The organism is Vibrio furnissii CIP 102972 (assembly GCF_000176175.1).
Lineage (GTDB): Bacteria > Pseudomonadota > Gammaproteobacteria > Enterobacterales > Vibrionaceae > Vibrio > Vibrio furnissii.
Map to the genome: position 1 here is coordinate 1 of NZ_ACZP01000010.1, position 13,665 is coordinate 13,665.

The 13,665-nt window shown below is 44.7% G+C and carries 16 protein-coding genes and 1 tRNA gene; 9 read left to right on the forward strand and 8 right to left on the reverse strand.

What is annotated here, in order from left to right:
• Positions 1-19: 19 nt before the first annotated feature.
• The 6 genes from rpsU to VFA_RS01560 all read left to right on the forward strand — a co-directional run bounded on the left by rpsU (position 20) and on the right by VFA_RS01560 (position 6,179).
• Entirely contained in the window at positions 20-235 is a 216-nt protein-coding gene (gene rpsU, locus VFA_RS01535) for a 30S ribosomal protein S21 (protein ID WP_001145625.1), read from the forward strand.
• 28 nt (positions 236-263) lie between these two features.
• Positions 264-707 carry a GatB/YqeY domain-containing protein gene (locus VFA_RS01540; RefSeq protein ID WP_004724205.1) on the forward strand — a complete coding sequence of 148 codons (444 nt, stop codon included), beginning with the start codon at positions 264-266 and terminating at the stop codon, positions 705-707.
• 118 nt (positions 708-825) lie between these two features.
• A complete protein-coding gene (gene dnaG / locus VFA_RS01545) occupies positions 826-2,571 on the forward strand; it encodes a DNA primase (protein WP_004724206.1) in 1,746 nt (581 codons plus the stop codon).
• Positions 2,572-2,668: 97 nt separating this feature from the next.
• Positions 2,669-4,555: an RNA polymerase sigma factor RpoD gene (gene rpoD, locus VFA_RS01550; protein WP_004724207.1), complete on the forward strand. Its 1,887-nt coding sequence runs from the start codon at positions 2,669-2,671 to the stop codon at positions 4,553-4,555.
• Positions 4,556-4,696: 141 nt separating this feature from the next.
• A tRNA-Ile gene (locus tag VFA_RS01555) sits at positions 4,697-4,772 on the forward strand.
• Between the two features lie 165 nt (positions 4,773-4,937).
• Entirely contained in the window at positions 4,938-6,179 is a 1,242-nt protein-coding gene (locus tag VFA_RS01560; RefSeq protein ID WP_004724208.1) for an integrase domain-containing protein, read from the forward strand.
• A 278-nt stretch (positions 6,180-6,457) separates the two neighbouring features.
• Here VFA_RS01560 and VFA_RS01565 read toward each other — a convergent pair whose 3' ends face one another.
• The gene (locus VFA_RS01565) at positions 6,458-7,393 is read right to left on the reverse strand and encodes a hypothetical protein (RefSeq protein WP_004724209.1); all 936 of its coding nucleotides are present in this window, start codon (positions 7,391-7,393) and stop codon (positions 6,458-6,460) included.
• A gap of 413 nt (positions 7,394-7,806) precedes the next feature.
• On the opposite strand from VFA_RS01565, the gene VFA_RS01570 reads away from it, so the two are divergent.
• Positions 7,807-8,445: an inovirus Gp2 family protein gene (locus VFA_RS01570; RefSeq protein ID WP_038150677.1), complete on the forward strand. Its 639-nt coding sequence runs from the start codon at positions 7,807-7,809 to the stop codon at positions 8,443-8,445.
• 40 nt (positions 8,446-8,485) lie between these two features.
• Here VFA_RS01570 and VFA_RS01575 read toward each other — a convergent pair whose 3' ends face one another.
• Both VFA_RS01575 and VFA_RS01580 read right to left on the reverse strand, forming a co-directional pair.
• Positions 8,486-8,932 carry a hypothetical protein gene (locus VFA_RS01575; protein WP_004724210.1) on the reverse strand — a complete coding sequence of 149 codons (447 nt, stop codon included), beginning with the start codon at positions 8,930-8,932 and terminating at the stop codon, positions 8,486-8,488.
• Positions 8,933-9,038: 106 nt separating this feature from the next.
• A complete protein-coding gene (locus VFA_RS01580) occupies positions 9,039-10,028 on the reverse strand; it encodes a GTPase family protein (RefSeq protein WP_004724211.1) in 990 nt (329 codons plus the stop codon).
• A gap of 77 nt (positions 10,029-10,105) precedes the next feature.
• Between VFA_RS01580 and VFA_RS01585 the strand changes: the two genes are divergently transcribed.
• A complete protein-coding gene (locus tag VFA_RS01585; RefSeq protein ID WP_004724212.1) occupies positions 10,106-10,327 on the forward strand; it encodes a helix-turn-helix transcriptional regulator in 222 nt (73 codons plus the stop codon).
• Here VFA_RS01585 and VFA_RS01590 read toward each other — a convergent pair.
• Both VFA_RS01590 and VFA_RS01595 read right to left on the reverse strand, forming a co-directional pair.
• The gene (locus VFA_RS01590; RefSeq protein WP_038150679.1) at positions 10,324-11,292 is read right to left on the reverse strand and encodes a helix-turn-helix transcriptional regulator; all 969 of its coding nucleotides are present in this window, start codon (positions 11,290-11,292) and stop codon (positions 10,324-10,326) included. The two genes, VFA_RS01585 and VFA_RS01590, sit on opposite strands and share 4 nt — an antisense overlap.
• Positions 11,293-11,472: 180 nt before the next feature.
• Complete coding sequence (locus VFA_RS01595) at positions 11,473-11,664, reverse strand: hypothetical protein (protein WP_188047442.1); 192 nt, start codon at positions 11,662-11,664, stop codon at positions 11,473-11,475.
• Positions 11,665-11,863: 199 nt separating this feature from the next.
• Between VFA_RS01595 and VFA_RS01600 the strand changes: the two genes are divergently transcribed.
• Positions 11,864-12,202: a YkvA family protein gene (locus VFA_RS01600; protein ID WP_004724215.1), complete on the forward strand. Its 339-nt coding sequence runs from the start codon at positions 11,864-11,866 to the stop codon at positions 12,200-12,202.
• Between the two features lie 7 nt (positions 12,203-12,209).
• On the opposite strand, the gene VFA_RS01605 is transcribed toward VFA_RS01600, so the two are convergent.
• From VFA_RS01605 to radC, 3 genes are read right to left on the reverse strand one after another with little or no spacing between them, the layout of a single operon-like run.
• On the reverse strand, positions 12,210-12,641 hold the full coding sequence (locus VFA_RS01605) for a DUF2787 domain-containing protein (RefSeq protein WP_038150681.1): 432 nt from the start codon (positions 12,639-12,641) through the stop codon (positions 12,210-12,212).
• Positions 12,642-12,679: 38 nt separating this feature from the next.
• Positions 12,680-13,129: a DUF2787 family protein gene (locus tag VFA_RS01610; protein WP_038150683.1), complete on the reverse strand. Its 450-nt coding sequence runs from the start codon at positions 13,127-13,129 to the stop codon at positions 12,680-12,682.
• The gene (gene radC, locus VFA_RS01615) at positions 13,126-13,593 is read right to left on the reverse strand and encodes a RadC family protein (RefSeq protein ID WP_038150685.1); all 468 of its coding nucleotides are present in this window, start codon (positions 13,591-13,593) and stop codon (positions 13,126-13,128) included. Before radC ends, VFA_RS01610 begins: the two co-directional genes overlap by 4 nt.
• Positions 13,594-13,665 lie beyond the last annotated feature (72 nt).

The following is a 13,665-nucleotide window of genomic DNA, read 5'->3' on the forward strand; positions in this document are numbered from 1 at the left end:
CCCCTGAGGTGAAAGGCATATGCCAGTAGTTAAAGTACGTGAAAACGAACCGTTCGACGTTGCACTACGTCGTTTTAAGCGCTCTTGCGAAAAAGCAGGTATCCTTTCTGAAGTGCGTCGTCGTGAGCACTACGAAAAACCAACTACAGTTCGCAAACGCGCTAAAGCAGCAGCTCAAAAGCGTCACGCTAAGAAGCTTGCTCGCGAAAACGCTCGTCGCGTTCGCCTGTACTAATAACTAATTCCTAACTAAGGAATACGTTATGGCTCTAATTGACACTCTCAAAGAAGAGCAAAAATTAGCGATGAAAGCCAAGGACAAACCGCGCCTTGGCACAATTCGTTTAGCCCTTTCAGCCATTAAGCAACGTGAAGTTGACGAACAGATTACTCTGAGCGATGACGACATTCTTGCTGTGCTGACCAAAATGGTTAAACAACGTCGCGATTCTGTTACGCAGTACGAAGCAGCAAACCGTCAGGATCTTGCTGATGCGGAAAAAGCAGAAATCACGGTTCTTGAGGAATTTATGCCTCAACCACTGAGTGAAGACGAAGTAGCAGCGCTGATTGACAGCGCGATTGCGGAAGCTGAACCAGCGGGCATGCAAGACATGGGTAAAGTGATGGCGCTATTGAAACCGCAAATTCAAGGGCGTGCAGATATGGGTAAAGTTAGCGGTTTAGTTCGCACTAAACTCGCTTAACCCCACACCCAATTGCATCAAGCCGTGCTATCCTCTGGAACGCACGGCTTGTTTGTATCTGTACTCTGCCTGAACGCGAGTACGTTTCTTTGAATTTCAGTTCTTTCTTTTAGGTTTTATGGCAGGACAAATCCCTCGTAGTTTTATTGATGACCTCCTGGCTCGGCTTGATATCGTCGACATCATTGACGCACGTGTAAAACTTAAAAAAAAGGGTAAAAACTACAGCGCCTGTTGCCCGTTCCACAACGAAAAAACCCCCTCTTTCAGCGTCAGCCAAGAGAAACAGTTTTATCACTGTTTTGGGTGTGGAGTGCACGGTAACGCCATCGATTTCATGATGGAATATGAGCGTCTGGAGTTCCCTGAAGCCATTGAAGAGCTTGCGTCATTCCTTGGCCTTGATGTGCCTCGTGAAGAACGCAGCAACGGCGGTTTCAACAAAAATACACCGCGCGCCAACAGCGAAGAAAAACGTAACCTGTACGATTTAATGGGCAGCATCGCCCAGTTCTATCGCCAACAGTTGAAAGTGTCCTCGAACCGCGATGCGATTGAGTACCTCAAAAACCGTGGCTTATCGGGTGAAATCGTTCAGAAGTTCGGCATTGGTTACGTGGCTGACGAATGGGATTTGGTGCGTAAAAACTTTGGTCAGAGCCGCCACAATCAAGACATGTTGGTGTCCGGTGGCATGCTGATCGAAAACGACAACGGCAATCGCTACGATCGTTTTCGTGGCCGAGTGATGTTCCCAATTCGCGATCGTCGTGGCCGCGTGATTGGCTTTGGCGGCCGCGTGCTGGGTGACGGTACACCGAAGTACTTGAACTCGCCTGAAACCCCCATCTTCCACAAAGGTAAAGAGCTGTACGGCCTTTACGAAGTGTTGCAAGCCTACCGTGAACCACCCCAGATTTTGGTGGTCGAAGGCTATATGGATGTGGTGGCGCTGGCGCAATACGGCATTGACTACTCCGTGGCATCACTGGGAACATCAACCACAGGCGATCACCTGCAGTTGCTGTTTCGTCAAACCAACACCGTGGTGTGTTGTTACGATGGTGACCGCGCAGGTCGAGAAGCGGCTTGGCGCGCCTTAGAAAACGCGTTGAGCTACTTAAAAAGTGGCAACATCCTAAAATTCCTGTTTTTGCCCGATGGCGAAGACCCAGACAGCTACGTGCGCAAGTACGGAAAAGAAGCATTTGAACAGCAAATGCACGAGGCAGAGCCGTTATCAAAATACCTCTTCTCCAACCTGCTGTCGCAAGTTAACGTCGGCAATAACGAAGGGAAAGCGGCACTAGAAGCAATGGCATTGCCCCTGATCAACAAGATTCCAGACGAATCCTTACAAGATCAGTTGCTGAAAATCCTCGAACAGAAAACCGGTATTTACAAAAAACCGAGTTTACCGAGCGATGCCAAGAGTCGGCCACAGCCGCACAAAGAAATTAAACGCACACCAATGCGAGAAGTTATCGCTTTGCTTCTGCAGAATCCGAGCTATGCTGATATGGTACCTGACCTTACCAGCGTTAAGGGGTTGGCGATTCCGGGGCTGAGTTTGTTGGTCGAGGTCCTTGAAAATTGCCGACAATATCCCCATATCTCAACAGGCCAATTACTTGAACATTGGCGCAACAGTAAAAATGAGGCACTTCTGTCTCGTCTGGCAAGCTGGGAAATCCCCCTTGTCGAAGACAACCAAGAAGAACTATTTTTAGACTCATTGGACAAAATTCTTGCCCAGTGCGTAGAGAAACAAATTGAAAACTTGCAGGCTAAAGAAAGAAGCGTCGGTTTATCAGCCGAAGAAAAAAGGGAGCTAGTAGCGTTAATGCTAGAATTAAAAGCGTAACCCAGTTTAAATAGTCAGCAACGAATAAATTTGTTAATATACGTGGTTTGCATTTCGCATACTATTCCTTCACCAGATACGAAGTTGGATACCGTCTATGGATCAAAATCCGCAGTCACAGCTTAAACTACTTGTCATTAAAGGCAAGGAACAAGGCTATCTGACCTACGCCGAAGTAAATGACCACCTACCTGCTGAGATCGTCGATTCTGAACAGGTAGAAGATATTATTCAGATGATCAATGACATGGGTATCAAAGTAGTCGAAACTGCTCCTGATGCCGATGATCTCGCGTTAAACGACGACAACGCGATCACTGATGAAGATGCAGCAGAAGCCGCTGCCGCTGCGCTGTCAAGCGTAGAAAGCGAGATTGGTCGAACGACCGATCCAGTCCGCATGTACATGCGTGAAATGGGTACAGTTGAACTACTGACTCGTGAAGGTGAAATCGATATTGCTAAACGCATTGAAGATGGGATTAACCAAGTTCAAAGCGCCGTAGCAGAATACCCGGGCACCATCCCATACATTCTTGAACAGTTTGATAAAGTTCAGGCAGAAGAACTACGCCTGACCGATCTGATCTCTGGCTTTGTTGATCCAAACGAAGAAGAAACTTCTGCGCCAACAGCAACCCACATCGGTTCTGAACTGAGCGGTGCGGATCTGGAAGACGAAGAAGAAGAGAAAGACGTCGACAGCGATGACGACGAAGATGAAGACGAAGATGGTGATGACAACAGCGATGACGATAGCGAAGAAGAAGTCGGTATCGACCCTGAGCTAGCGCTGCAAAAATTCACTGAACTACGTAACAAGTTCCAGAACCTGCAATTGGCGATCAACGAGCACGGCAATGAAAGCTCAAAAGCGCAGCAAGCAACCGATCTGGTACTAGACGTCTTCCGTGAATTCCGTCTGACACCAAAACAGTTCGATCACCTCGTTGATACCCTTCGTACCTCGATGGATCGCGTTCGTACCCAAGAACGTCTGATCATGAAGTCTGTGGTTGAAGTGGCAAAAATGCCGAAGAAATCGTTCATCGCCGTCTTTACAGGCAACGAATCGAGCGAAGCATGGCTGGATCAAGTGCTGGCATCTGACAAACCGTACGTCGACAAAATTCGTCAGTACGAAGATGACATTCGCCGTTCTATCCAAAAACTGCAGATCATCGAACAAGAAACCTCTTTGACCGTCGAACGCATCAAAGACATCAGCCGTCGCATGTCTATCGGTGAAGCGAAAGCCCGCCGTGCGAAGAAAGAGATGGTTGAGGCGAACTTACGTCTGGTTATTTCTATCGCGAAGAAATACACCAACCGTGGCTTACAATTCTTGGATCTGATTCAGGAAGGTAACATCGGCCTGATGAAAGCGGTTGATAAGTTTGAATACCGTCGTGGTTACAAATTCTCGACGTACGCAACATGGTGGATCCGTCAGGCGATCACTCGCTCCATCGCAGACCAAGCGCGTACGATCCGTATTCCGGTTCACATGATCGAAACGATCAACAAACTGAACCGCATCTCTCGTCAGATGCTACAGGAAATGGGTCGTGAACCACTGCCGGAAGAGCTGGCTGAACGCATGCAAATGCCGGAAGACAAAATCCGCAAAGTACTGAAAATTGCCAAAGAGCCAATCTCAATGGAGACACCAATCGGTGACGACGAAGATTCGCATCTGGGTGATTTCATCGAGGACACCACACTGGAACTACCACTGGATTCTGCAACGGCGACAAGCCTAAAAGCAGCCACTCGTGACGTTCTAGCTGGCCTGACACCTCGTGAAGCCAAAGTACTGCGTATGCGTTTCGGTATCGACATGAACACGGACCACACGCTCGAAGAAGTGGGCAAACAGTTCGACGTAACTCGCGAACGTATCCGTCAGATCGAAGCAAAAGCTTTGCGTAAACTGCGTCACCCAAGCCGCTCAGAAACACTGCGCAGCTTCCTCGACGAGTAAGCATTTGTTGCAAAAGAAAAGGTGAGCTATGGCTCACCTTTTTTATTATTGATGGTGCTAAGTGAATAAAAACTAAGCGCTATTACCCTACTTTGCGGCTAGACACTCCACAGCCCATCCCCTATAATCGTTCCCCTATTCGGCCCCTTAGCTCAGTGGTTAGAGCAGTCGACTCATAATCGATTGGTCCCCAGTTCAAGTCTGGGAGGGGCCACCACTTTCTCTTCTACATATGTCTACCAACGTCTACCTACCCCAGTAAAATCAATACTTAGAAAGTAATCTTTGTCTGTAGCTGTCTATGCTCATCTTGTAACATCCACGTTTTAATGTACCATCGAATGTACCAACGGCTAAATATCGACTATTTTGGTGGTACATCATGGCAAAAAGAGTAGTCCCTTTAACTAACACCCAAGTTAAACAAGCTAAAGAATCCGACAAAGAATACACTCTCTCTGATGGTGATGGCCTTCAATTGCGTGTTAAAACGAATGGCACAAAGTTATGGATTCTGAAATACACTCATCCAATAACAAAAAAAAGAAACAACATAAGCTTTGGTAGTTTTCCTGATGTCTCTCTTGCCGAGGCAAGGAAAAGACGTTCTGAAGCAAAAACTCTTTTAGCTCTCAATATCGATCCAAAACAGCATAAAGATGAACAGCTTTTAAAAGAAAGAGCAGAGCTTGAAAATACCTTTGGTAAATTTTCTGATAGATGGTTGGCACTCAAGAGAGAGAGCGTAAAACCAGAAACAGCAGATAAAGCTTATCGTGCTCTTGAGAAACATATCCTACCTAAACTTGGGAATGTCCCCATTCAAGACATCAAACCCAGAACGGTGCTCAGTATTCTTGAGCCAGTAAAAGCACAAGGAACTTTAGAAACAGTTAAAAGACTGTGTCGTATAATCAATGAGGTTATGCGCCTTGCTGTAGCATCCGGTGACATTGAAGTAAACTACCTAGCAGACATCACTAAGCTCTTTCCGGCCCCTAAACACCAGCATATGGTAACTATCGAACCAGAAAGACTACCAGAGTTGATGCAAGCTATAGCTGGTGCAAACATTACACTATCTACTCGTTGCTTACTTGAGTGGCAACTACACACAATGACAAGACCAATTGAAAGCGCTACAGCTCGTTGGCAGGACATCGATTTTCAAAATAAAGTGTGGGTTGTTCCTGAAGAAAGAATGAAGATGAAGCGTCCCCACACAATCCCTCTTACAGAGCAAACTTTGGCACTTTTAGAAATAATGAAGCCAATCAGTGGTCATAGAGAATTCATTTTCCCAAGTAACAAAGATCCGAAAAGCCATGTAAATAGTCAGAGTGCTAATATGGCGCTGAAAAGGATGGGGTTTGAAGGACAGTTGGTTTCTCATGGACTAAGAGCATTAGCAAGTACCACTCTCAACGAACAAGGATTCAATCCTGACGTTATTGAAGCAGCGTTAGCTCATGTTGATAAGAATGAAGTTCGGAAAGCTTATAATCGAGCTGAATATCTTGAGCAACGCAGAAAGCTCATGTGCTGGTGGAGCGATCATATCACCGCTTCTGCTGAGGGGAATGTATCACTCGCAAGGCGAAAAGGGCTTAAATTGGCAGGGTGATACAGCCCTATACTGTGCCTAATACCCACCACATGGAAGCAGGTGTGATGCTAGAGCGCATTAAATAAGGGCCTTATATGTTTTTAACTTTAGCAAAAATCTATCTGGGTACGGCTTCGGGTACGGGGGCATCTAAAATGCTCGATTGCTATGATTGGATTTGATGTCAACGCCACGAGCAAAGCTGGTGGCGTTTTTGTTTCAGCTATCACTAAATCAGAAGTCAGTGCGCAATCATTTATCAGAAACAATCCGTTCTGAGTACTAAAACACCCAGGCTATTTTTTAGTTTGCTTGGTGTACTCCTGCTCTATGAGGTACTCAATAAGTCTGTTTTTCTTCATATCGAGAGCTCTAGACAGGTGGTCAATTTTCTTTTGCAGAGACTCCCCCATCTCAAAACTGTAGGCCTTCACCTTCTTAAGCTTGTTCTTCTCTCTATGCTTATATTGATTCCAAGAAAGGTTCAATTTATGAACGTACTCACTTTTGCTTATATTCATCTCTTCATGAAATATAGAAGCTTTAAAGGGGCTACTGCTGTTCCATAGATAGAGGGATATAGCTAAGGACAAGTTAGCCGAATTGTTTGAAGCAGGTATCTCAAATGGTAGAAAAGCACCATCGCTTTCTAGCTTGTTTTTTGTCCATTCAGCTCTATCTTCATTCTCTTCTTTTGTTAGCTTGAAGAAAGGAGAACGCTTAAAGTCCAGATATTTGTTTTTTATCTCGTTCATGGCCTCTTGTTGCTTTAACGCATCTTGGATACCAGTTTCTTTAAATAAGTAATGCAAGAATATAGTGGTATGCATTTTCCACTTTGAAGTATGAGGCGAAAACTTTGGTACATATCCAACAACCGCATCATTAGCACTTGTTGAAAAAACCACATCAAAATCTGAGATATTCTTCGCTTTAGTATCTTGCTTATTATTACGCCTAACCACTAGAAGAATGCAATACCATATAAAGTAGGAAGATACGTAGTCACGAGTATCAATCCAGTCATACTCACTGAGCGCAATATTTCTAATTACAAAGTTATCTTTCAGTCTTTGAAGGCAACCTTCCGAATCTTTCTTCACAGCATCTTTGGCAATCATGATTCGAGCATCAATATCATCCTGATTGCTATCTATCGTAATCTCAAAACTAACATCAAAAAGAAACCTAGGGTCATGTTCTACGTTAAATGTCTCTATTAAATTCATCATATATATTACTTAGTAATTTTTATGTAATTTTAAAGTATTTCTTATGTTTTTTTATAGTATTCTTTAAATAAAGAATATAAAACCAAAACCAAGCTCACATAGGGGAATTGATGTGAATTTTATGGTTTCCCAGTGGAGGAATGTCGAAGGTGCCCTTGTTATGTGACAACGTAAGCTGAATTCATACCCAAAAGCACGTCATAGCAGTATTCAAACTTTTAGAAAGTCGAAGTTTTTATCAGAGTAACTTTTGCAAGTATTGAAGCCACAAGAAGCCTTGTTGAACAAAGATGCGTGGCCGGGTGAAGGGAGTGAAAATCTGTCGGTAATAATATTATTTATATGAGTCTAATCTAATTAATTACAACAACCTATCTACCTATTGAGAACACTAACCAATAGGAATGATAGAAATGAACAACAACTGTACAGACATACGTTACATCAGCGGTATGCTGCTAAGCTGCAACTCGAATAACGGTCCTCTTGACAATAACTACTTAGCCTCAATAAAACGGACTTTCGATTATGCGCTAAGCCAATACCCTCGAACCCGGCTAATGCGATTTGATTTACATTACCCAGATGGTTATCCGGTTAACGGGGTAACTGGCAAACTGATTACTAAGTTCCAAGAGTCCTTCAAAGCAATCATGTGTGCTTATCTAAAACGCAAGAAGCACAACCGACACTCTAAGCCACGATTTATCTGGTGCAAAGAGGTCGTCACTTCAGTGTATCCTCACTATCACGTAGCCGTATTGCTAAATGGTGATGTTTTTCAAGGAATAGGACCGTACGATGACCTTACGGGTGAATACGTTTCAGGAATGATAGCTAAGGCTTGGGCTAGTGCAATCGGCCTTTCGGTTGAACAAGCAAGTTGTGCGATTTATTACCCCAACAACTGCACGTATGAAATAAATAAGCGACTAGATGAAGAAGCTTTTTACAATCAATACAACCAAGCCTTTTATCGCGTTAGTTACTTTGCAAAAGAAGATAGTAAACATCCTGGAATTGGACAATGCTTCGGTTCCAGTCGCAATTGAGAAGGCAAAAAAGAAAGGCCCGTAGGGGCCTTTCTTTCATTTAATCGACGGTAAATCGGTAGTCTCCCTCACTCGAATAGATATCAATTTCCAATACACGGCAACGAGTAGTAGTCAGGTAATCCGTAGCGGCGCCAAACGCTAAGTCTGCCGCAGGATAAGGATGCCACCGCACGGCATTGGATGACGTATTGACAGGTGGTTTCTTGTAATTGGGGTTGCTCAAGTTCGCGAGCAGTTCATCCGACTGACTGTATTTGTCTTTGTTGGTACTGACTTTCGGTGATTCCGGCCATGCTACTTCACAATTACCTCGGTTCACTTCGATTTTGTAGATAGTGGTGAAATCAAATAGCGAGGTAACAGAAATCTTGTTCTTGATTCCCCACATCGTCTTAATGTCATTCACTTCCACTTTATACCCTTCCGCAAATGCATTCACGGAAACCAATGCAGTAATGGCAGTGATGAAAACAATAGGTTTCATGTTGAGTGTCCTTTGAATCGAATAAATCAAATGATGTTAATTGAGAGCTGCGACAACTTATGCCGTAGGAATGTTGGATTTGAGACCTACAAGCGGGTGAAATGCTTTACCAGCCAAAGATATAACGCAAGCTACCCAAGCCAGCCCCAAGCGCACCACCCACTAGCTTGCCAATGACTTTCCCTGTAGTACCAAAGGCGCTACCGAGATCCTCCCCCATTCTCGCCCCCTGAGTTGTGGTGTCATATATCGATTCCCATAAACTCAGGCTCGTTTTTTTGTTGTAGTCATTGGCATCGTTATCTTTCCAATTCTCATGTCGAGGAGAAAGCGTACGGTTGACCAGTAAGAGTCGTTTATTTTTTGGTAAACGTTCAACAATTAGATAAAGCAATTTAGACAGGTTGTAAGGGCGCTGCTTACCTGAACCATCGCTATAACCCGCCACGTAATAAATTGGTTTTATATACACTCCTGTTGCAGCCAGGATTCGACGCCGTATGGAACGCACCATGTTTTCGAGATACTCTTTTGACTGTTCAGTAGGAGTATTCTCATCATAATTCCAAGCCTCATTTCCCTTTAAAGCATTGTCAGATTGGTTGATGGCGACAACTAGCCGGAGCTGAGCGTCCTTTCCTAATTCAGGGATTAGGATGTCATTAATCAGAGTAAGCGGCGTACCTAAATCACGTGAGCTCCCATCAATGATGACAAGCACCAAATCAATGACAAAACGATTATTGTCATCCTTTTCTCGCAACTTACGCCTGAGAGCACAGGCGTGTCGCTCGTCTTCTTCAGGCCCCTCACCTAACCCAGGGCTATCCCAAAGAACAAGATTGTTAAATCGGTATTCACTGACAACTTGAGTGTGCGGTTCACAACTAACACCTACTTCTGCAACGCTCATGTCAAAGAGAGCGTTAATCGTAGAGCTTTTCCCTGCTCCGGTGGCTCCCGTAATGAGAATGTTGAGCTCGGTGGCTCTAATTTGTTTGAGGTTATCGAGTAACTTGGTGCGAGTACGCTCATTGATTGATGCCTGGCGTATCTCGCTTTCAAGCGTATTGAAGAGATCGTGCTGTTCGGACATAAGCGCTCCTTAGTTAGCGTCCGGAAAAATTACAACTAGCTACCTCCTTATGACGAACAAATCATGAGGACAGAAAAATGCGACTAATTCGACTAAAAGAAGTGTTGGATATGACAGGGTTGAGCCGTGCGTATATGTACAAGCTCATGGCAGAGGATAAGTTCCCTAAATCGGTATCACTGGGTTTTCGCAGCGTGGCTTGGGTAGAAAGCGAAGTACAAGACTGGATATTAGAAAGAGTGGCAGAGCGAGATGAGCGATTGGGTTTGCCGATGCCAGAACAAGAGGCAGTAGCTTAAGCAATTTTAGGTGAGCATTCCTCTTTGGTAATGTTCCAGACCTCATCACCAAACCCGCGTAGCCATCGATCAAGCTGAAGTGAGTCAATCACCGTTGCCGTCACTTGATATCCTCCATCAATTAATTCCACGTGCTGATCGATCGACAGCGGCGTTTCGAGTAAGTGATAACCGCTTTCTCTGCCAATACAAAACGACAGTCGTATTTCCTCCCCTTCACCAAAGTAAAAACGCCCATCTAAGTCATACCGTTCCAAGTCAAAATCACTTGGATAAGCAAAATCAAACGTAGACATGTTTGCTTTATGGATACGATGCAACGCCAAAGAACGTTCGTTGGTGTGACCGCGAAAACGGCACACGAGATAAAGACGGCTTCCTTGTTGCGCTAACCCCAATGGCATCACCTCTTTGCTTTTCTGCTCTAGATTGGCATTGGTATAACAAAGGGACAAATAACGATTGTGGAAGAGAGCGTAACTGACCTTCTCAAAAATCTCATTGTCGATGTGGGGAGGAAGCAACGGTACGCCCTCGCTAACAAAGCGCACTTTCTTTAACCATTGACGTTCTTTCACATTGCTGGTGGTGGGAAATAGGTGTTGCTTGGCGTCATTGAAAACCGTATCGAGAGTTTTCATCAAGTTCACAGGGAGAAGATAACGCAGATAATTTTCCGCCAAGCTCAATAAAACCGCCTCTTGTGGACCGTGTGAGAGCAAATGGCGCGAGCGACGACTATAGCCAAAAGGCTTGTCGCGCATATCCACGTCGACATCATCAAAGAACTGAGCGATATCGGTGAGATTGCGCTGAATGGTTCGCTCTGAACGCACAATGCCCACTTCACTCAGTTGCTGCTGGATCTCCTTGGCTGTGATTTTGCGACTGTTCGGAATGCGCTTATAAATCTCAAGAACCAGCTGGATGTAATGCTGAGAGCGATTAAGCTTAGTATCGTTCATAGATGGCTTTATTTTTAAGCGCACGAACCCTCACCCACACAAGAGTTGAGTAAAGACAATGAGCTAACGAATTGATTAAAGAGAGTTTACGAGGCGCTGCGTTGACTTATGTCGCAGCAGTTTTGCGAGGAAATAAAGAAAGCAGCGGACACGGCAAAGCGCCGTGTCCCCTTACCATCATTAACGGTGACGGTTCACCAAGCTTTGAATGGCATCGTCACTATAGCCACGACTTTTAAGCTCCTGGCGAGCAGCCCCAATGGCCCATGTACCGCCTGAACGATTGGCAATAGTACGCGCTAACTGATCATCACTCTTACGAGCAGCATCCGCTTGCGCTTCTTTCATATCACCGTACGTATCAGAAGCCATCTTCGCTCCCGCTTGTGCACCTGCTTTAGCAAGCTTTCCAACGTTGTCCCAAAATCCCATTTGGTTATCCTTATTATTAAGTGGTCAATTCCCATGCATAGTACGAATTGGTGCGTTAACTTATGTCGTACCGGATAAGGTTTGTCTTAAAAATGAGCGAGCTAGCCAGTATCCTGAAACCTCAACAGAGGGGCCTCTCATGCAAGACACTCAACACCAAGAACATTACAGTGAGCAATCCTTTTGGGATAAGCTCAAACTCTACGCCAAGAAAGCTGGTCGTGAGGTTATTGAAACGGCCTTGATCCTTTACTACTGTGCGAAAGATAGCGATACGCCACGTTGGGCGAAAACCGCAATACTGAGTGCGCTGGGTTACTTTGTCTTACCTATTGATGCCATACCCGATGTATTGATAGGGGTTGGCTATAGTGATGACATTGGTGTGTTGATGGCGGCTTTGGCTTCGGTAGGGGCGCATGTAAAACAAGAACATAAGCAAGAAGCAAAGCAACAAGTGGAAGTCTGGCTAGAGTGATAAAAAGTTAATGAGAAATCTGAATGTCGTCGTAACACTCCCATTCGACGTACTGAAGAAAGTTTTGCTCCCACATTTGATACAGCTCATCGAAACCTGGAGAGCGAATGCTTTGCCATCCTGTGGCGACGGTAAAAGCGACTTGATTGCCAAAATCAAAATCAATGCATCGCTCTAACTCCGGATAATGGTTCCCCATATACGCAAAATCGGTAATGTAGAGAATATCAACCGTTTTACCATTCACAATGTTGAGGCCAATCTCAACCGGATGATATCCCCCTTCTTCCGCACTATAGCTTTTGTCTCGAAAATTGATAGAAAGGGCATGGCTGTTGGACTGTGTTGATTCCATCGAGGCATGACAATGTTGGTTTAATAACGCCAGAAGCTTATTAGAAACAGGCAGCACTGACGGCGTAAAATTCAGTATAGACATGGCTAGATCTCCTAAAAGTGGCCGAGGTTAAAATGTGATCATGAGTGGTGTTCATCGAAGGTTTGAATCATCGATAACTGAATGTCATCAAAGAGGGACTGAGTAAGGTGTCGAGAGAGCGCGTTCAGCCAAGTATCTAACAGCGCTTTCACTTGCGGGTGTGCGAGACTTGCAGCACCGCTATCTGATTGATAACACCAAAGATTGAAGAGATGAAAGTAGAGTTCAGGCTCCATCTCACTCGGTTTATTTTCCGAATAAGAAAAACTCGCTAAACAGACAACCTGCCAATCTTCACTGGTCGATGTCCGACGAAATTGTATTTCAATGGGATGAAGCCCCTTCCCCGTCTGGTAATAGCGTTTTTGTCGACAGTTCAGGACTATACGTTGAGCTTGTGGCGGAATCGAATAGCGTTGGATTACCAAAAGCAATGCTCGATGAAAGCCATCAAGCAATTCCAGTTCACCCGATGTTTTCTGGATCATAGTAGCCCCCTCTCTGCAAAAGAGATGGCGCTATCGCCAACCACAATATGATCGAGCACTCGAATATCCACCAACGCTAAAGCCTCTTTAAGCCTTTGTGTAATTTGCTTATCAGCGTGGGAAGGAGTGGCATCACCAGAAGGATGGTTGTGGGCAAAAATAACCGCAGCAGCATTGGCTTTTAGAGCCGATTTCACAACCTCTCTAGGATAAACACTGGCAGCGTCAATAGTGCCGTAAAAGAGCTCTTCAAAAGCGATAAGCTGGTGTTGATTATTGAGTAACATCACCGCAAACACTTCTCTTTCATGGTGTTTTAATTTGCAAGATAAATAGGTTTTTGTTACGTCGGGATTGCAATATTGATCGCCTCGGAGGGCGCGTGCAGCAAGGATTTCTGCGGCCGCGTCGAGCACCCTGTCCGCCGTAACAGGACCATCAAAATAGTAGTTATTTTCGCGCATAAAAAGCTCCTAAAAATGAAACCGTTGAGGTATGCACGAAGATGATATCTATCTGAAATTGTTTTGATTGCT